A 17,279-nucleotide genomic window follows, 5' to 3' on the forward strand; every position below is an offset into this window, starting at 1 on the left:
GGCTTCGGAACAAACGAACCGGAAGGGGCGTCGCCGGAAGACAAACGTTCCAAAAAGAGCCTACCCCACGAATCGACGGTAAACCATCGGGCACCGCCTTATCAACCGCTAGGAAACAACGGGGCCGAACGTCGGGGAAAGCGGCATTTCCCTACGGATCTGCAAGCGATTTGTTCGGGCCGAACCTGCCTCAGACTGATTTCGCGTGGCGAAGCTCGGCGGGAGAGCGAGAAGTCGGGCGCGATCTCAGTGGAGCGTGACGTGGGGGTTGCCGGGCGGGTTTTTTTCGAAGTATTGGATCATCAGTTCCCGGGCGACCGGGGCGGCGGTGGTGCCTCCAGCGTAATTGTCGGCGAGTTCGGTGCCCTCGAGCATGACCGCTACGGCGATGCGGGGATCGTCGGCGGGAGCGTATCCAATAAACCATGCCAGGTGCAGCGTGCCGCCTTGGGCGCGGACCTGGGCGGTGCCGGTCTTCCCGGCGACGCGGATGTCGGGAAGGCGGGCGAAACGGGCGGTGCCGTTCATCACGGCGGCTTCCATGCCGGCCCGGAGGGTGTCGAGATAGGAGGCGGGGAGGTCGATGGGGTCGGCGTGTTGCCAGGAGGCCGGACCTTCGGGTTGGCGGAAAAGGGTCGGTCGGGTGCGGGTTTCTCCGCGGGCGAGGGAGGCGGTGAAGGCGGCCATTTGGAGGGGGGTGACCAAGAGATCGCCTTGGCCGATGGAGACGTTGGCGGTGTCGCCGGGGAACCAAGGCATTCCGTGGCGTTCCCGTTTGTAGGCCCGGTCGGGGACGACCATCCGGCGGGTTTCGGCGGGAAGTTCGATGCCGGTCGGTTCGTGGAGGCCGAAGAGACGGGCCTCGGCGGCGATTGATTCGATGCCGGTGGGGAGGGAATGCTCGTAGAAGTAAACGTTGCAGCTGGTGCGGATCGCGTCGATCAAGCCGATTTCTCCGTGGCCGGCGCGCGAATGGCAGGGGAAGGATCGTTGGCCGACCTGGTAGCGGCCTCCGCAGTAGGAGGTCGTGTGGAGATCGATGGTCCCCTGCCGGAGGGCGCTCATCGCGGTGATCAATTTGAAGGTTGATCCGGGGGCATAGACGCCTTGGGTGGCCCGATCGAGCCACCCCCCTTGTTCTTCGATCCGGTTGGAGACGGCGCGGGGAAGAAAAGGGGTAAAATCGTTTAAATCGTAATTCGGTTTGCTGGCCATCGCCAGGACTTCGCCGGTGCGGACGTCCATGGCGACGGCGGCGCCGACGCGGGCGCCGATGGCGCGTTCCGCGACGCGTTGCAGGTCGAGGTCGATACTGGTCACCAGGTCGCCCCCCTGGACCGGAAGGCGGCGGTAGATCGGGGTGCCGTAGCGGAAGCCGCTCGGGTCGACGACCCAAATTTCGCTGCCAGTGGTCCCTTGCAGGTGCTCGTTGAAGGAGCGTTCGAGGCCGGATCGTCCGGTGCTGCCGTGAATGTTGAAGGTCATCAGCCGTTCGCCCGGCAGGTCGCCGCGGGGAAGGTCGTCGGTGGAGGAGACAAAGCCGAGGATATGGGCGGCGGTTTCGCCTTGCGGATAATGGCGGGAGCTTGTCGTCAATAACTGGATACGGGAGTCGAGTGGGATTTGCTCGATGATGCGGGCGTATTCGTCGGGCTCAAGATCGCTGACCAGTGGGAAGGGAAGGAGGAGACGCCGGTGGAAGTGAAGGTTGAGTTGGCGGCTGTCGACGGTTCGGTTTTGGCCGGTGATTTCGTTGATTTGATCGAGGTAGCGTTGGACTACCGCGGCGCGGGCTTTGAGTTCGAGGTTTTGCCCCCGGGTTTCGAGGCCGGCCTGGCGGTATTCGCGAAAAAGGGTGAGGTATTCGCGGCGGAATTCGGCCCGTAGCTCGGCAAGGTAGACCACGGCGGAAAAGCGGGGTTGGTTGCCGACCAGGATCCGTTCTTCGCGGTCGAAGATATTACCGCGGGGTCCGGGGAAGAGGACGCGGCGCTGGTTTTGTTGTTTTTCCCGTTCGCTGTATTGTTCGGTTTGGAAGAGCTGGAGTTTGGCGAGTCCGCCCAGCAGAAGAAGGACGATGGCGAGGACCATCGCGTAAAAAATCCGGAGTCTCGGATCGTAGTTCTTATGGCTTTCGACAACGCTCATTCCGTCTCTCTCTGTTCAGCATCGAGATCGACCCCGGCGAAGGCAAGAGCGGTTCTTTGCAGGGCGAGAAACCACGGGGCGACGACCGCCAGGACGATGGTGGAGAGAAGCAGGTCGAGGCCGAGGCGTCCCCAATAGGCGGCGGCCGGATGGGGTCCGCCGGCCGCGAAGAGGCCGAGGGCGGTCATCAGGATCAGGTTCAGGGAGATGGCGATCAGAAGGTTGGAGCGGAGACTTTCGCGGGCGAAATTGCCGCGGAGGCTGAACAGGATGGTGTGGAGGACGAGGATCAGGATGAATGTGTGGCCGAAAGGGAGTGGATTGGCGGCGTCGAGGAAGAGCGCGGTGAGGCCGTTGGCGAGAAGGCCCTGTTTGAGGCCGAGGTGGAAAACCCCGAAGACCAGGAGCAAACCGCCGAGGTAGACGTGGAGGGACCAGATTGCCAGGCCGTGGTTGAGTTCCCCGACGAGCCAGATCAGCAGCAGGTTGCAGAAAAGCACGAGGATCCAGCGGACCTTCGGATTCATCGCTCGTTTTTCTCCTCATCGAGGGGAATCAGCACCGCGACCTCCCGGAGGCGGTTGAGGCGGGGATCGAGAACGACTTCGCCGGATTGGAAAAGTCCGTCCGGGCTGGCGGTGAGACCGCCGATTTGGCCGATGACAAAACCGGGCGGGAAGACGCCGCCGAGGCCGGAGGTGAGGAGTTTCCGGGGGCGGTTGGGATCGAAGGAAATATCGGAAGGGACAAATTCGACCCGGCCGCGGGGAGGATGGATGGGAGGATTGATGCCTCCTTGATAACTGACCGGGCGTTCTTCGCCTTCGATGGTGGCGGCGAGGCGGACATGTTGGCTGGAAACGAGATCGACGACGGCGGTGTGACGTTGGACTTCGCGGACCCGGCCGACAACTCCTCCGGTGAACAGAACCGGGTATCCGACCCGGATACCGTCGGCTTCGCCCTTGCGGATGATCATTTGTTGCCACCAGCCATTCATGTCGCGACGGGCGACGCGGGCGACTTCGTAGCGGTAGCCGGGGAGGGAGGGGAGGCCGAGCATTTCCTCCAGGCGGGAGACTTCGCGGCGGAGTTGGTCGCTTTCGTGGAGGCGGAGTTCGTAGGCGGCGTTGAGGCGGACCAGATCCCGGATTCCTTCGATCAGCTCCGGTTTGGAGTTGGAGCGGAGAGCCCAGTAATCCTGCACGTCACGGACGGTCGAACCGGCGACCACGGCGGGTGCCTGCATCTGGAAAAAGCTCAACTCGAGCCAGGATTTGAGAATAGGGGGAAAGAGAAGCCAAGTGAGCAGAATAATGCCCAAGACGGCGAATGGTCTGGCCTGGACAAAGTTTTTCTTCTGCAACGGTTTGGATCGGGTGATTCGTGGGCGGAGGCGCGGCGAGGGAGAGAGCCGGATCCCGGATCAACCTGAGGCGGGGGCGGGTTGGACCGCCCCCGGCGGGGAAGCGGGATCAACTCTTATAATGGGTGACATGTTCCAGGACGAAGCTGAGATCCTCGAGGACGAGGCCGGTGCCGTTGGCGACGGCGCTGAGGGGGTCGTCGGCGACGATGACCGGCAGACCGGTGGCGTCGCTGAGGAGCCGATCGATGTTGCGGACCATGGCCCCCCCTCCGGCGAGGACGAAACCGCGGTCGACCAAGTCGGCGGAAAGTTCCGGCGGGCAGCGTTCGAGGGCGGTCCGGACCAGATCGACGATCGCGTTGACGGTATCGGCGAGGGCTTCGCGGATTTCCTGGGAAGTGATGTGCAACGTTTTGGGCAATCCGGCGACGGAATCGCGCCCCTTCACCTCGAGGGTGAGTTCCTCCTCGAGTTCGGCGGCCGAGCCGATCCGGATTTTAATTTCTTCGGCGGTCCGCTCTCCGATCAGGAGATTGTAGGCCCGCTTCATGTAATTGATGATGGCGGAGTCGATTTCGTCGCCGCCGACCCGGATACTTTTTGAGAAAACGATGCCGGAAAGGGAGATGATGGCGACCTCGGTAGTACCGCCTCCAATGTCGACGATCATGTTGGCGGCCGGTTCGTCGACCGGGAGACCGACGCCGATGGCGGCGGCCATCGGTTCTTCGAGAAGGAGGACTTCGCGGGCGCCGGCGTGGATGGCTGATTCGCGGACGGCCCGTTTTTCGACTTCGGTGATGCCGGAAGGGACAGCGACGACGACCCGAGGCGGGACGACCATGCTGTTGTTCACCTTCTTGATGAAGTAGCGCAACATCGCTTCGGTGATGTCGAAGTCTGCGATCACGCCGTCTTTCATCGGGCGGATGGCGGTGATGTTGCCAGGAGTGCGGCCCAGCATCCGCTTGGCGTCGGCACCGACGGCCATCACTTTGCGGGTGTGGGAGTTGATGGCGACCACGCTCGGCTCACGCAGGACAATCCCCTTGTCCTTGGCGTAGACGAGGGTGTTCGCCGTCCCGAGATCGATGCCTATGTCGTTGGAAAAAACTCCGAAAATTTTGCCTGCCATACCATTTGAAAGCTGAAGATGCCCCGATTCCGGCTAGCATCCTCCCGCAAGCTTAATTGTCAAAGGAATTTGCTGGCCGCCACGCCGCGCGGATGCGAGGCGAAATCGTCATCGAATGCGAAAGGACAGCGGCAGGCGAGGAAAGTTACGGAAAATTTCATGCGGAAGCATCAACTCGGCCCGGTCGCTGCCTGACGGCGACGCGGGCATTTTAACCAAGTTTTAACCATCCGCCGGGAAAGCGGGCGGGAGAGGGGGATCACGGGAAGAGACCGCGGGAGGCTTTGGCGTCGGCGACGCGACCGACACCGAGGGTGAGGGCGGCGAGCCGGGGCGGAAGTTTGTATTTCTCCCGTTGACGCAAGACGCTTTCGCGGGCCCGGTCGAGAATGCCGTAGAGCCGTTGGAAAACCTCTTCGCGACTCCAGAAGATACTTTGGAGATCCTGGACCCACTCGAAGTAGGAGACGATGACGCCTCCGGAGTTGCACAGAATGTCGGGGATGACCTCGATGTCGCCTCGTTCGACGAGGATCCGGTCGGCGGCGTTGGTGGTCGGTCCGTTCGCGGCCTCGGCCAGGATCCGACAGCGGAGTTTTCCGGCGTTTTCTTCGGTGATCACTCGTTCGAGTGCGGCGGGGACCAGCACGGTGCACTTGAGTTGAAGGAAATCGTCGGCGGAAATCAGCTCGCCTCCCTTCCAGTCGTGGAGGTTCCGATGGGACCGGACGTGGGCGATGGCGTCGTTCAGGTCGATGCCGCGGGGATTGTGGTAAGCGCCAGTGACGTCGCTGATGCCGATGATTTTGCAACCATACTCGTCGAGGGCGACGGCGGCTTCGGATCCCACGTTTCCGAAACCTTGAATCACGATCGACGCGTCGCTCACCGCGATGCCGAGTGATTCGAGGGTGCGGATGACCAAGTGGGCCACTCCGCGACCGGTGGCTTCCCGGCGGCCCTCGGAGCCGCCGACAGCGATCGGCTTGCCGGTGACGACGGCGGGCACTGAGTTGCCGATATGGTTGGAGTAGGTGTCCATCATCCAGGCCATCACCTGTTCGTTGGTCCCCATGTCGGGGGCCATGATGTCGGTATTCGGGCCGACGAACGGAATCATTTCCTGCATGTAACGCCGGGAGAGCCGTTCCAGTTCGGATGGGCTCAGGGTGGTCGGGTCGCAGGCGACTCCTCCCTTCGCTCCGCCGTAGGGGAGTCCGGCGAGGGCGCATTTCCAACTCATCCACATCGCGAGGGCGGCGACTTCGCCGATGTTCACCGCCGGGTGGAACCGGAGGCCCCCCTTCGTCGGACCGAGCGAAAGGTGGTGCTGGACCCGGTAACCTTCGAACATTTCCATTTTCCCGCTGTCGAGACGGACCGGCAAAGCGACGGCCATGCTGCGCTTCGGGTATTTAGTCCGTTCGCGGACGGTGTCGGGGAGGTTGATGATATCAGCGGCCAGGTCGAACTGACGGCAAGCCATCCGGAAGATATCGCTGCTATAAAGACGAGAGTGCATGGAAGGATCGATTTACAAACTTAACGAAGATCTCTATAAACTACGAGAGCAAATCGTGACGTCAAACGCAACAAAATCGGTAAAAAAATAAAAAATTAACAGTGTGGTTGCTGGTGATACATTTCGGGTCCTGGCTGTGGCGCCGGGTGGTGCCGCTGATGCTGTTGTTTGTTTTGGCGGTCACTGGCGCCGCGCTCTTTTTTTACGCGCGGGATCATCTCGATCTTGAGCTGGACCGGGCGCGCCAGCTGGAGGCGTTGCAGGAGACTTACGGACGGCTGACGGCGCTTCGCGAGGAGGCGGAGCAGCGGTTGGAGGCGGTTCGGGCCGAGGCGGAGTTGGCCCAGGAGCGTTACCGGAGGGCGGAGCGGTTGCTGGCGAACCTCCAGCGGCTGACCGGTTTTTGGGAAAATCTCTTCCGGTCGCGGGAAGACCGGGATTGGGAACGCGATCGGATCGCCCGGGCGGAGAACTTGAAGGAGGAGATGGGGTGGTCGATGCGGGATGTGATGCTGCGGTTGGAGGCGGCGGAAACGAATCTGCGGGATCTCGACCAACGGCTGGCGGAGTTGCGCGGGGAACGGGAGCGTTTGGAAGCGGGGGAGTCGGAGGTTCTGTCGTATGCCTCCCAAGGTTGGGCGGCGGTGCGGGGACCGTTGGTAATCGGGGCGGCGGTTTTTTTTGGCGGGCCGACCTTGTGGAAAGTCTTTTGTTTTTATCTCTGGGCGCCGTTGATCGGCCTCGGGCAGCCGATCCGGTTGCGGGAGGAGGATTGCGGGAGACTGGAGGCGCGTCCGAGCCAGGTTTCCCAGGAGGTCGTGGTCGGGCCCGGGGAGCGGGCGGTGTTGAAGGAAAAATTCCTGCAGGCTTCGGATGAAGCGCTCCGGCGGCGGACGCGCTTTGTATTCGATTGGAGGATACCTTTCAGCAGCGCGGCCTGCGGGTTGATCGAGCTGACGGAGATGGTGAATACAGGCGAACAGGAATTGACTGTGACGTTTTCCACCCAGGAGGAGGCGATGACGGAGCTTTCGGTGGTCGACCTGCCGGCGGGGTCGACGTTGGTGTTGCGGCCGAGCCATTTGGCCGGGGTAGTGACGCGGACGGAGGAGCGTCTCCGGATTGACCGGCATTGGCGGATATTATCGGTGCACGCGTGGGTGACGTTCCAATTCCGTTATTTCGAGTTCCATGGCCCGTGTCGATTGATCGTTTGCGGCAAGCGAGGGGTGCGGGCGGAGAAACTCGGTTCGGTGGAGGGCGGGGGGCGGTCGCGGAGGACCAACCAGGACTCGACGATCGGATTTACGCCGAATTTACACTACCATTCGGTCCGGGCGGAAACGTTTTGGGCGTATTACCGGGGGCGGAATCCGTTGTTCGACGATCTGTTCCGGGGGGGCGGCGGGGCGTTTCTATGCCAGGAAATTTCGACCCGGGGCGCCGCGTTTTCGGTCCGGCGGTTTTGGTCGAATTTCTGGGGGGCGGTGCTGAAAGTTTTCGGCTTGTGACCCAGGCGGCGCCGGGCTGAAAGAATCGGATTCGGCGTTGCCAGAACCATTTTTGGCTCTATAGTCGCTACCTTTAGAAAAAGTAAGAGGAGATGGGAGGCCGTTTCCTTTTCGGAGGGAATACGGTCTTCTTCCACGTTCATTGAGCATGAGAGAGTATTTGCAATATGCCGGCGAGGTTTCCGATCCAGCGTTGCTGCGGTTGCTGGGATTGGGGCGGCAGATCTTTCAGGGAGAGACGGTGTGGCTCCTGGTTCGGGAACCGGATAATCCGTTTCCCCTGTTGTTTCATGAAAATGGTCCGGTCGCGCATGTCGTGGAGTCGGATTGGCAATTTCCCACGGGCCCCCGGATCGATGCCGCGGCGATGCGGGCTTGTTTTCCGGCCGTGGCGGACGTCGCGGAAGAAAAAGGCCTGACATTGCAGGCCGGGGTGGCGGTGCCGGCGGGTGGCGGGCGGGCCGGTTATCTGATTTTCGGAACCCGGGAGGGGCGGGCCTGTTCGCCCACCGATTGGCGGGCATTGGAGGATTTGGCCGAACAAGCGGCGGTGGTTTTGGAGCGGAACCGTCTGGCGGGGACGCTGGAAGAATCGCGGGCGGGGGAGAGGACGGCGAGTCAAGGGTTGGCCCATCTGCAGCACGATTTTGCCCTGGTGACCGATCATGTGCTGGAGATGATCTGCAAGATCGACCTGAAAGGGGTGGTCCGTTTCATCAGTCCCGCTGGGGAGAGGCTGTTTGGTTATGGCCATGGTGAATTGGCCGGGCGGAGGATTTTCGATCTGATCCACCGGGATGACCGGAAAGCCGCGGTGGAAGCGCTGCGCGAATGGAGGAACAACGGCCATTTTGAGTTGGAGGTGCGGTGCCGGTGCAGTGACGGGTGTTTTTTGCCGTTTCTTTGTTTCGGGACGGCGTTGCACGACGATCCGATGGTTCCGAGCGGTTTTTTGGTGGCGGGGCGAAATATCGTGCGGCGGAAGAAGGCGGAAGAAGCGCTGCGCAGGCTCCAGACCCGTTTCCAGCTGGTTTGGGAAAACTCGCGGGACGCGATGCGCCTGATCAATCGGGATGGCATCGTTCTTCAGGTCAACGATGCCTATTGCCGGTTGATCGGAAAACCACGCGAGGAGTTGGTCGGCAAACTCTTTTCGGTGGTCTATACCTACGACGATCCCGAAGCCGCGATAGCCTCCTACCGGGAGAAAATCTCGCGGAGGACAATGCCGGGGTCGATCGAACGGGAATTGACTTTATGGGATGGGTCCCGGCGGGTTTTTCAGCTCTCCAATTCTCTCTTCGATGTCGAAGAGTCGACCTTGTTGTTGACCATTTACCATGACATCACCGAGCGCCGGAACCGGGAGGGGGAGTTGAACCGGTTGAACGAGGCGTTGCGGCAACGGGCGGACCATCTCGGCGCGTTGACGTTGCAGTTGACCCGGGTGGAGCAGGAGGAGCGGCGCCGTTTGGCGCAGATTTTGCACGATCACTTGCAGCAACTTCTAGTGGCCGCCCGAATGGGGATGGAGAGGGTTCGTGCCCGGATCACCGACGAACCCTCCGCGACCACGTTGGCGGAAGTGGAAAGCCTTTTGGAAGAGTCGATCAAGGCCTCCCGTTCGATCACGATGGAGTTGAGTCCTCCGGTCCTGCATGACGGCGGGTTGATCCCTGCGTTGGAATGGCTGGCGCGCCGCATGTTGGAAAAACACCGGTTGGAAGTGCGGATATTCGCTGATCCGGGCGTCGATTGCCCGTCGCCCGACTTAAGGGTTTTCTTGTTCCAGGCAGTGCGCGAGCTTTTGTTCAACTGCTACAAGCACGCGGGAGTCGACCAGGTCAATGTGACCGTTCAACCTCTTGGCAAGCAACGGATCCAGATCGAGGTGCGGGATCACGGCAACGGGTTCAGTTTGGAGGAGACGGCGGCCGGCGGGAAGCATTCCGGGGATTGTTTCGGGTTATTCAGCCTGCGGGAACGGACCAACCACATCGGCGGGATGCTGACGATCAAGACTTCTCCGGGCAATGGCACGGCGGTGACTCTGGTCGCTCCCCTGGAGCCGAGGACCGCCGAGGGGCTCGGGGAGGAGGCGATGGGCGTCCGCCGCCCTGTTGCCGCGCAAGAGACGCCATCGCTCGATTGCGAAGAGCGTGGTTCCGGTAACCAAGTGCGTTTGGTGTTGGTCGATGACCACAAAATCATGCGGCAAGGTCTGCGCGAGTTGCTGCGGGAACAGGAAGACATGATTGTCGTGGGCGAGGCTGAAAACGGATTGGAAGGGTTGAAACTGGCCCAGCGTTTGCGCCCGGATGTGGTGATCATGGATATTTCGATGCCGGTGATGAACGGGATCGAGGCCACCCGGGTGCTGGCCGCCAAATTACCGGAAATTAAAGTGGTCGGGCTTTCCATGCATGTGAAAGAGGACATGGCCACGGCGATTCTGGACGCGGGTGCCGCGGCGTATGTCACGAAGTCGACCGCTTCGGAAACGTTGACCGACACCATTCGACAGGTCGTCGGCCTTGCCGTCGGGGACGCCGGGATTCAGCCGGAGGAGTTCGTCAAGCGGAGCGGCGGTCCGGCGACGGAGGAAACCCGGCTTGATTGGTGACCCCGCTCAACTGCCGGGAACCGGATCGATGTTGGTCACGTAGCGTTCGAATATTTCGACCAGCCGGGGGCGAATGGTTTCGATGCCGGCGATCTCTCCGGTCCCGAGTGATTCCTCAACCAGTCCCGGAGTGAGGCGATCGAGGGCCGGAACGGCCACCGGGGCGAAGCTGATGTGCCACGGTTCGGGTGAAACGCCGCCTCGGTCCGTTCGATATGGAAAAAAGAAACCGAATCTCCCCATGTTCTCTTCCAGCCAGAGATGGAGCCGGGAAAACGGTCCGTTCGCAGCGTATTCGTCCGGGTGCAAACGGGAAGCGTAGCCGGAGGGCACCGCCGCGGAGTCGATCACGTCGAAATCGGATCCCCAATGATGACGGCTCGCACCGGGGAGGGCAGACCAAACCAAAATGGCGTGCGCCAGTTCGACCGGATTGAGCGCCGCGGGATCCAGCGGGTGCCCGGAACGGTCGAGCAGCGGCCGTTTTCCGGTCCATTTCGCATTCCAGATCGCCGCTTGGCGGTCGAAGTCACGGAAGGCGCTGACGGCCTCCATCTGGATGCCGTCGACGGCCGCCGCCCTCTGTAATTCCCCAAAGACCGCCGCCGCCCGCGGATGCATCCGGATCGCCGGATGGTGGGGGGACGGCTGGACATGGGAGGGGGTGCGGCCGGTCAATTCGAGCGGAGACATATTAAAAAGAATTTAAAAGATTGGTTTGCGACTGCTCCGACGCTTGATTTGTTGCTGGCAGGCTTGACCTTCGGTTTTCGCCCGATGGATGATTTTTGAAACTTCGCCATTCGAAGGCGGACTCACCGTAATCGAGTCTGGACGGGCAACAACCACAATTTTCGGAGCGGAGAAGCAAGAAATGTTTATCGATGAGGTGACAATCGCCGTCAAGGCGGGTGACGGAGGGCACGGATGCGCCAGTTTTCGGCGGGAGAAGTTTGAGCCGTTTGGCGGTCCCAACGGCGGGGACGGCGGCCGGGGAGGGGACGTGATTCTCGAGGCCGACGGCAACACCAACGACTTGACCGCTTTCCGGTTCAAGCCAAAACACCAGGCGGGCAACGGGGAACCGGGGCGTGGCTCCGACCAGCATGGACACGCCGGGAGCGACTGCGTGTTGAAACTCCCGCCCGGCACGGTCGTCACCGATCTGGAGACGGGAAAGGTCGTGGCGGAGCTATTGGAAGAAGGGGAGCGGGTGACTCTCTGCAAAGGAGGCAACGGCGGTTGGGGGAACATTCACTTCAAGAGCCCCACCAACCGGACCCCGCGCCGGGCCAACGACGGTGAGCCGGGAGAGACCGGCGACTATCGTTTGGTGCTGAAAACGATCGCCGACGTCGGCCTGGTCGGTTATCCGAACGCCGGGAAGTCCTCGCTCACCAATCTCATCACCCGGGCTCATCCGCGGACCGCCGCTTATCCGTTCACCACCCTCCATCCCCAGATCGGGGTGATCGAGTATCCGGAGGAGTTCGAACGGGTCTTTTTGGCCGACATCCCCGGTCTGATCGCCGGAGCGAGTGAAAACCGCGGCCTCGGGCACCGTTTCCTGCGTCACATCGAACGTTGCAAGATCCTCCTCCTCATGCTCGACATGGCCGCGACCGATCAACGGGACCCGGCCGAGGATTATGAGAGCCTGCTGACCGAACTTCGGTTGTACGATCCGGTTCTTCTGGAAAAACCCCGGATGGTGGTCGCGAACAAAATGGACGAAGAGGAGTCGGCGGAAAATCTGAAAACGTTTCGCAAGAAGTTCGACGTCGAGGTGATTCCCATTTCGTGTCTTTCGGAGGAGGGACTCGATGTCTTGAAAAAACGGATACTGGAGGAAGTCCGGGCGCACCGGGCGGTCGCTCCTTCGGCGGAGACGCCGGAGATCCCTTGAACATTCATTCCGATCAATCAATTCCCATGAGTAATCATCGTTCCCTTTTATTGCGTTCCAACCGGGTTCTGGGAGCCAGCCTGGTGGAGCACAATCTGGTCAATATCGAACACTTGGAAGCCGCCAACGAGCGACTTTTCGAGCTCCTCAAGAACGGTGTCACCCGGCAATCGAACCTTCTTTCGGTTCTCCTGGGGGAGATGGGAAGCGTGAGCGAAACCGACCTGATCGCGTTCGTTATCCGGGAATACGGCCTGGGTTTGATCCAACTCAGCGATTGCATCGTGCCGGAGGAGTGCCGCGAAATGGTCGACCCCGAACTGATTTGGGCGACCTGGTCGTTGCCGTTCGATCGGGAAGACGGATTCACCTTTATGGCGACCAGTTATTACCTCAGCCTGGCGGCCCGGGATTATTGGGAAAAGCGGATCGATGGACCGATCATCTGGTATGCGACGACGATGAACAGTATTGCGGATTTCGTCGACCGGGTGAAAGAGGAGGCGAAACAGGCTCGATAATTTTTCCACAGGACCGAAACCATGGCTTTAGGGCGTATTCAAACCACCGTGATCAATCACCTGCGGGTGATGCAGTTGCTGACCGACGAACAACACGAGGAGATCGTTGCGGCTCCGGGTGAAATGAGCGGCGAGGCGCTCGACAAGCTTCTCTACGATCAGTACGGAATTTCTCCGTTCAAGATCATGGTGGCCAAGGCCAAGGCCGGCGGCTTGCCCCCGATCAATGTCGTCCGTTGCCGGCACCAGCCCGACATTTTCGAGAAACTTCCCCGCGAATTTTGTCAAGAGCACAAGATTTTCCCGGTCAGCATGCTGGATGGGTTTCTTTCGGTCGCCTTCTCGAATCCGTTCGCACTGGCCGTTTCCAGTCGCATCGAAGAGATGTCGGGATTGAAGGTGGTGCCGTTGCTGGCCCCCGAGAAGGATATCCTGAGCAAACTCAAAGGCGAGGAACCGCAGGAGGCAGTGGAGTTCCACGATGTCGTCGATGCGATCGGCGCCGAGTTCGCCGACGCGGGCGGTGGTGTCACGGCGGAGGATTTGGAGGACGAGGAGAGCAAACCGATCATCCAGCTCGCCAACCGAATCATTGAAGATGCCTTCAAATCCGGGGCGAGCGATATTCACGTTGAACCGTGGGAAAAGGAAGTGATTGTCCGCTACCGGATCGACGGCATTTGTCAGGAAAAACTTCGTCTCCCCGGGAAAGTCAACGGGGCGCTGGTCGCTCGCTTGAAGATCATGTCGAATCTCGACATCGCCGAACGGCGGATGCCCCAGGACGGTCGGATCATCTACAAGCATTTCACCAAAAAGAACATCAACATCGACTTGCGGGTCTCCACCGCGCCGCTGAACCACGGCGAAGGGGTGGTGATGCGTATTCTCGACAAGGAAAAGTCGACCCTTCCGCTTCCGATGCTGGGATTCTCGGATGAAAACCTCGCCCGCTACCGCGAGGTCATCCGCCAGCCCTACGGGATGATTCTCCACTGCGGACCGACTGGCTCGGGGAAATCGATGACCCTGTATTCGGCGTTGAATGAAATCAATTCCCCGGAACTGGTGATCCGCACCGCCGAGGATCCGATCGAATACACCTTGAGCGGCATCAACCAGATGCAGATGAACCGCCAGATCGGCCTGACCTTCGCCAACGCGCTCCGGGCCTTCCTCCGGCAAGACCCGGATATCGTGCTGGTCGGGGAAATCCGCGACAAGGAAACCGCCAACATCGCCGTCGAGGCCGCCCTCACCGGTCACTTGCTTCTGAGCACCCTTCACACCAACGACGCCCCCGGCACCGTCGCCCGTTTGACCGACATGGGGATCGAGCCGTTCATGATCTCGTCGTCGCTCCTCTGTGTCTGCAGTCAACGGCTCATGCGGCGGATCTGTAAAAAGTGCCGGATTCCCTACGAACCGGAAGGTCGCGAAGCCAAGATCATGGAAAAAGCGATCGGCTGGACCGGGACCATTTACAAAGCCAATCCGAAAGGGTGCTCGGTGTGCGGAGGTTCCGGGTACAAAGGACGGGTCGGTATCCATGAATTGATGGTGACCACCGATGAACTGATTCATGCGATCAACCAGGAAAAGGAGACCGCCGAATTGAAACGCATCGCCGTGCGGAACGGGATGAAGACGCTTCACCAGGACAGCATGTATAAAGTCCAGGCGGGAGTCAGCACGGTGGAGGAAGCCCTTTCGACCGTTCCGCCCGATTTATAATCCGCCGGGCGGAGTCCCGACTCAATCGCCGCGCCAATGATTGTTCGCCGCGGCGATCGTCTGGAAATGGACTGCTACCACGCGGGAGGCCGCGATCAGAGCGTCGTGATTTTTTGAGTAAACCTCGCGCAGCCGAAACAACGTTTCCCGGTCGCGCTGCGCCTCCGTGACCCCCCGCCGCGCCAACCGGATCGCCAGCTGGAATCCTTCCTCCGGCGTCGCGGTGATGAGACTCCACGACGAGGCTTCCGCCGATCCGGTGGAGGCCGGATTCTTCTCCGACGGCTTTTCAGTTTCCGCGGCCAGGCCGCCGCCGGCTAGGGCTCGCCCTGTTGGAGTCCCGGCTTTAGTCGGTCTTTGAGCCGAGGTGGGGACCGCCCTGAAGGCGGGACTCCAACAATTCACATTTCCGCGCGTTGACAAACATACCGGACGGTATGTAGATTGTCGGGCGTGAGTTTCTCGTGACACCGAAACAACGAGCAGAAAGGAATGGGATGAGTGGTTACGTGGATGGGTTCGTTCTTCCCCTGAAGAAGGACAAAGTGGAAGAATACCGGCGGGTGGCGTCGGCGGCGGATAAGGTCTGGATGGAGCATGGGGCGCTGCATTGCCTCGAATGCGTGGGGGATGATTTGGACATCGCGGAGGCTTTGTCCTTCCGGAAGATGGTCGGGGCCAAAGAGGACGAGACCGTCGTCTTCGCCTGGATCACCTACAAGTCGCGGGAACATCGTGACGAGGTCAACGCCAAGGCAAGGGTCGATCCCCGAATGAAAGAACTATGTCCGACCGTCCACGGCCTTTTCGATCCGGATCGAATGGCTTTCGGCGGTTTCCGGTCGATCTGGGAAAGTGGAACTACGATTGCGGAGGAAATGGAAAATGCCAGTCGCTAGAATACCGACCGAACAGGAACTCGCCGACCATCCGGTGGTCGGGCGCGAGGAATGGATCGCCGCTCGCCGGGAACTGCTGGCGCGCGAGAAGGAGTTGACGAAACGAATGGACGAACTCAGTGCCCGGCGCCGGGCGTTGCCGTGGGTGAAGGTGGATAAGGAATACGTTTTCGACACGACGGCGGGGAAACGGACGCTCGACGATCTCTTCGACGGCCGCAGCCAGTTGATCGTTTACCATTTCATGTTCGGTCCGGACTGGGAAGAGGGGTGCGACGGGTGCTCCTTCCTCTCCGACCATTTCGACGGGGTCAACCTCCACCTCGCCCACCACGACGTTTCCTTGGTTGCCGTCTCCCGGGCTCCGCTGGAGAAACTGTCGGCCTTCAAGAAACGGATGGGATGGCGCTTTCCCTGGGTTTCATCCAACGGGACCGATTTCAACTACGATTTTCACGCTTCTTCCCGACCGGAGGACCTCGCGTCGGGCGAAATCCTCTACAATTTTGAAAAGATCGACGGCAGCGACGCCGGGGAGGAACACCATGGGATCAGCGTCTTTTATCGGAAGCCGGACGGCGGGATTTACCACACCTATTCCTGTTATTCCCGCGGAGTCGATATCCTCTGCGCGACCCACAACTTCCTCGACCTGACTCCGCTTGGGCGCAACGAACGCTCGACGATGGATTGGGTCCGACTGCACGACCGCTACGAAACGGCCTCACCGGAATCCGGCTGCGGCTGTCACGAGAAGCAGTCATGAACCGCGACAAAAAAATTAACACCTGTTAGTTTTTTTGTCGCGCGGCGCGGGGGCGGCAGGGGGCCGTCGTGGCGCCGGGAATGAATTCGGTGGCGATGGTCCGGGTGATGCTGCGGGTTCGTCCCTGGGATTCGATCACGTCGAGGAGCGTTCGTACCGCCGTTTCCCCGAGATAGCGCTGGTCGTATCCGATGGTGGTGAGCTTCAACGGGGGCTTGCCGACGGTCAGTCCGAGATTGTCGAATCCGACGACAGAGACGTCCCGGGGGACACGTTTGCCGAGTTCTTCGAGTACCGGCACCGCGGTTTTAGCCAACGAGTCTCCCATGACGAAGGCCGTGTGTCCTTTGTCGAGGCGGGCTCGCAAATGATTTTTCAGGAGGTCGCGCAAGGCATCGCCGGCGACGCCGTGGGTGTGGAGCGGATCGGAATTTTTTTGTCCGGCGGCCTCCAGAGCGTCTTGATAAGCCCGGAAACGTTCGACGGTCGCCCAATGGGTTTGATTCCATCCGGCGAAACCGATCCGGCGGTGACCGAGCTCCAGCAAATGCCTCATTGCGAGGAGGCTCCCATGGTAGTAATCGGCCGCCACTCCGCTGACCGTCGGCCGGGGAGGTTGGTATCCGACCAACGCCAACGGAATGCCCGCCTCATGCAGCCGTTGGGCGTAACCGCGGTCTTCCATTCCCATGCCGACCAGGATCGCGCCGTCGACTTGGCGGCTCTCCAAGCTACTCAACAAGACCAAGTCGTCCGCCACGTGACCGGCGGCCGCCACCAGACTGGGACGGATCTTTTGCAGGCCCAACGTATGGTTGATGCCTTCGATGACGCCGACGGTGCTGGCAGTCATCGGCGTCGGTCCGGACGGGAGGTGGACGTAAACCACGAGGATATCCAGCCCCTTGAGCGACCGCGTCGCCGCCGGGGATGGGCCGCGTCGCCTCCGCGAAATGTAGCCGAGTTCGCGGATGGCTTCCTCCACCGCCTCCCGGGTTTCATCGCTCACGAAACCATTGCCGTTGGTGACGAGCGAAACCGTGCTCGGCGCCACTTTCGCGCGGCGGGCCACTTCGAAAATGGTGACGGCCTTCGCCTTCTGCTCCAGCCGGTTCTCTTCTGCCAGGATCCGTGTCGACATCGGT

The 17,279-nt window shown here is 60.8% G+C and carries 15 protein-coding genes; 7 read left to right on the forward strand and 8 right to left on the reverse strand.

The features are described 5' to 3' along the window. Positions 1 to 246: 246 nt before the first annotated feature. The 5 genes from mrdA to ACWUI2_RS13680 form a co-directional block, all read right to left on the reverse strand. Entirely contained in the window at positions 247 to 2,148 is a 1,902-nt protein-coding gene (gene mrdA, locus ACWUI2_RS13660; protein ID WP_486983408.1) for a penicillin-binding protein 2, read from the reverse strand. Continuing rightward, positions 2,145 to 2,675 (reverse strand): hypothetical protein, encoded by a 531-nt coding sequence (locus tag ACWUI2_RS13665; RefSeq protein WP_486983409.1) that lies wholly within the window; start codon positions 2,673 to 2,675, stop codon positions 2,145 to 2,147. Before ACWUI2_RS13665 ends, mrdA begins: the two co-directional genes overlap by 4 nt. Continuing rightward, complete coding sequence (gene mreC / locus ACWUI2_RS13670) at positions 2,672 to 3,397, reverse strand: rod shape-determining protein MreC (RefSeq protein WP_486983410.1); 726 nt, start codon at positions 3,395 to 3,397, stop codon at positions 2,672 to 2,674. The genes ACWUI2_RS13665 and mreC overlap by 4 nt, the downstream gene beginning before the upstream one ends. A 226-nt stretch (positions 3,398 to 3,623) precedes the next feature. Further along, positions 3,624 to 4,652, reverse strand: coding sequence for a rod shape-determining protein (locus ACWUI2_RS13675; RefSeq protein ID WP_486983411.1), 1,029 nt, complete (start codon positions 4,650 to 4,652; stop codon positions 3,624 to 3,626). Between the two features lie 259 nt (positions 4,653 to 4,911). Continuing rightward, complete coding sequence (locus ACWUI2_RS13680) at positions 4,912 to 6,174, reverse strand: Glu/Leu/Phe/Val family dehydrogenase (protein ID WP_486983412.1); 1,263 nt, start codon at positions 6,172 to 6,174, stop codon at positions 4,912 to 4,914. Positions 6,175 to 6,287: 113 nt separating this feature from the next. On the opposite strand from ACWUI2_RS13680, the gene ACWUI2_RS13685 reads away from it, so the two are divergent. Next, positions 6,288 to 7,685: a hypothetical protein gene (locus ACWUI2_RS13685; protein WP_486983413.1), complete on the forward strand. Its 1,398-nt coding sequence runs from the start codon at positions 6,288 to 6,290 to the stop codon at positions 7,683 to 7,685. Positions 7,686 to 7,833: 148 nt separating this feature from the next. After that, a complete protein-coding gene (locus ACWUI2_RS13690; protein ID WP_486983414.1) occupies positions 7,834 to 10,308 on the forward strand; it encodes a PAS domain S-box protein in 2,475 nt (824 codons plus the stop codon). 6 nt (positions 10,309 to 10,314) lie between these two features. Here ACWUI2_RS13690 and ACWUI2_RS13695 read toward each other — a convergent pair whose 3' ends face one another. Further along, positions 10,315 to 11,001 (reverse strand): M15 family metallopeptidase, encoded by a 687-nt coding sequence (locus ACWUI2_RS13695; protein ID WP_486983415.1) that lies wholly within the window; start codon positions 10,999 to 11,001, stop codon positions 10,315 to 10,317. Positions 11,002 to 11,182: 181 nt separating this feature from the next. Between ACWUI2_RS13695 and obgE the strand changes: the two genes are divergently transcribed. Genes obgE through ACWUI2_RS13710 form a run of 3 tightly spaced genes read left to right on the forward strand, consistent with a single transcriptional unit; the run spans position 11,183 to position 14,469 of the window. Beyond that, entirely contained in the window at positions 11,183 to 12,214 is a 1,032-nt protein-coding gene (obgE, locus tag ACWUI2_RS13700) for a GTPase ObgE (protein WP_486983416.1), read from the forward strand. A 26-nt stretch (positions 12,215 to 12,240) separates the two neighbouring features. Next, positions 12,241 to 12,735 (forward strand): hypothetical protein, encoded by a 495-nt coding sequence (locus ACWUI2_RS13705; RefSeq protein ID WP_486983417.1) that lies wholly within the window; start codon positions 12,241 to 12,243, stop codon positions 12,733 to 12,735. Between the two features lie 21 nt (positions 12,736 to 12,756). Next, positions 12,757 to 14,469, forward strand: a complete 1,713-nt coding sequence (locus ACWUI2_RS13710) for a GspE/PulE family protein (RefSeq protein ID WP_486983418.1) — start codon at positions 12,757 to 12,759, stop codon at positions 14,467 to 14,469. Positions 14,470 to 14,490: 21 nt separating this feature from the next. On the opposite strand, the gene ACWUI2_RS13715 is transcribed toward ACWUI2_RS13710, so the two are convergent. After that, a complete protein-coding gene (locus ACWUI2_RS13715; protein WP_486985066.1) occupies positions 14,491 to 14,697 on the reverse strand; it encodes a hexameric tyrosine-coordinated heme protein in 207 nt (68 codons plus the stop codon). Positions 14,698 to 14,966: 269 nt separating this feature from the next. Here ACWUI2_RS13715 and ACWUI2_RS13720 point away from each other — a divergent pair, with 269 nt between their 5' ends. Together ACWUI2_RS13720 and ACWUI2_RS13725 are read left to right on the forward strand one after the other, a co-directional pair. After that, positions 14,967 to 15,368, forward strand: a complete 402-nt coding sequence (locus tag ACWUI2_RS13720) for a DUF1428 domain-containing protein (protein ID WP_486983419.1) — start codon at positions 14,967 to 14,969, stop codon at positions 15,366 to 15,368. Beyond that, entirely contained in the window at positions 15,355 to 16,134 is a 780-nt protein-coding gene (locus ACWUI2_RS13725) for a DUF899 domain-containing protein (protein WP_486983420.1), read from the forward strand. The genes ACWUI2_RS13720 and ACWUI2_RS13725 overlap by 14 nt, the downstream gene beginning before the upstream one ends. Before the next feature lie 25 nt (positions 16,135 to 16,159). Here the strand turns inward: ACWUI2_RS13725 and ACWUI2_RS13730 are convergent, their stop codons facing one another. Beyond that, on the reverse strand, positions 16,160 to 17,275 hold the full coding sequence (locus ACWUI2_RS13730) for a LacI family DNA-binding transcriptional regulator (protein WP_486983421.1): 1,116 nt from the start codon (positions 17,273 to 17,275) through the stop codon (positions 16,160 to 16,162). Between the last annotated feature and the right edge of the window lie 4 nt (positions 17,276 to 17,279).

It is taken from the genome of Verruconatronum alginivorum, from assembly GCF_056590205.1.

Excerpts from the sequence above, each read along its gene's own strand:
- mrdA (WP_486983408.1), bottom strand. The coding sequence starts at position 2,148 with ATGAGCGTTGTCGAAAGCCATAAGAACTACGATCCGAGACTCCGGATT.
- ACWUI2_RS13665 (WP_486983409.1), bottom strand. The coding sequence starts at position 2,675 with ATGAATCCGAAGGTCCGCTGGATCCTCGTGCTTTTCTGCAACCTGCTG.
- mreC (WP_486983410.1), bottom strand. The coding sequence starts at position 3,397 with ATGCAGGCACCCGCCGTGGTCGCCGGTTCGACCGTCCGTGACGTGCAG.
- ACWUI2_RS13675 (WP_486983411.1), bottom strand. The coding sequence starts at position 4,652 with ATGGCAGGCAAAATTTTCGGAGTTTTTTCCAACGACATAGGCATCGAT.
- ACWUI2_RS13680 (WP_486983412.1), bottom strand. The coding sequence starts at position 6,174 with ATGCACTCTCGTCTTTATAGCAGCGATATCTTCCGGATGGCTTGCCGT.
- ACWUI2_RS13690 (WP_486983414.1), top strand. The coding sequence starts at position 7,834 with ATGAGAGAGTATTTGCAATATGCCGGCGAGGTTTCCGATCCAGCGTTG.
- ACWUI2_RS13695 (WP_486983415.1), bottom strand. The coding sequence starts at position 11,001 with ATGTCTCCGCTCGAATTGACCGGCCGCACCCCCTCCCATGTCCAGCCG.
- obgE (WP_486983416.1), top strand. The coding sequence starts at position 11,183 with ATGTTTATCGATGAGGTGACAATCGCCGTCAAGGCGGGTGACGGAGGG.
- ACWUI2_RS13705 (WP_486983417.1), top strand. The coding sequence starts at position 12,241 with ATGAGTAATCATCGTTCCCTTTTATTGCGTTCCAACCGGGTTCTGGGA.
- ACWUI2_RS13710 (WP_486983418.1), top strand. The coding sequence starts at position 12,757 with ATGGCTTTAGGGCGTATTCAAACCACCGTGATCAATCACCTGCGGGTG.
- ACWUI2_RS13720 (WP_486983419.1), top strand. The coding sequence starts at position 14,967 with ATGAGTGGTTACGTGGATGGGTTCGTTCTTCCCCTGAAGAAGGACAAA.
- ACWUI2_RS13725 (WP_486983420.1), top strand. The coding sequence starts at position 15,355 with ATGCCAGTCGCTAGAATACCGACCGAACAGGAACTCGCCGACCATCCG.
- ACWUI2_RS13730 (WP_486983421.1), bottom strand. The coding sequence starts at position 17,275 with ATGTCGACACGGATCCTGGCAGAAGAGAACCGGCTGGAGCAGAAGGCG.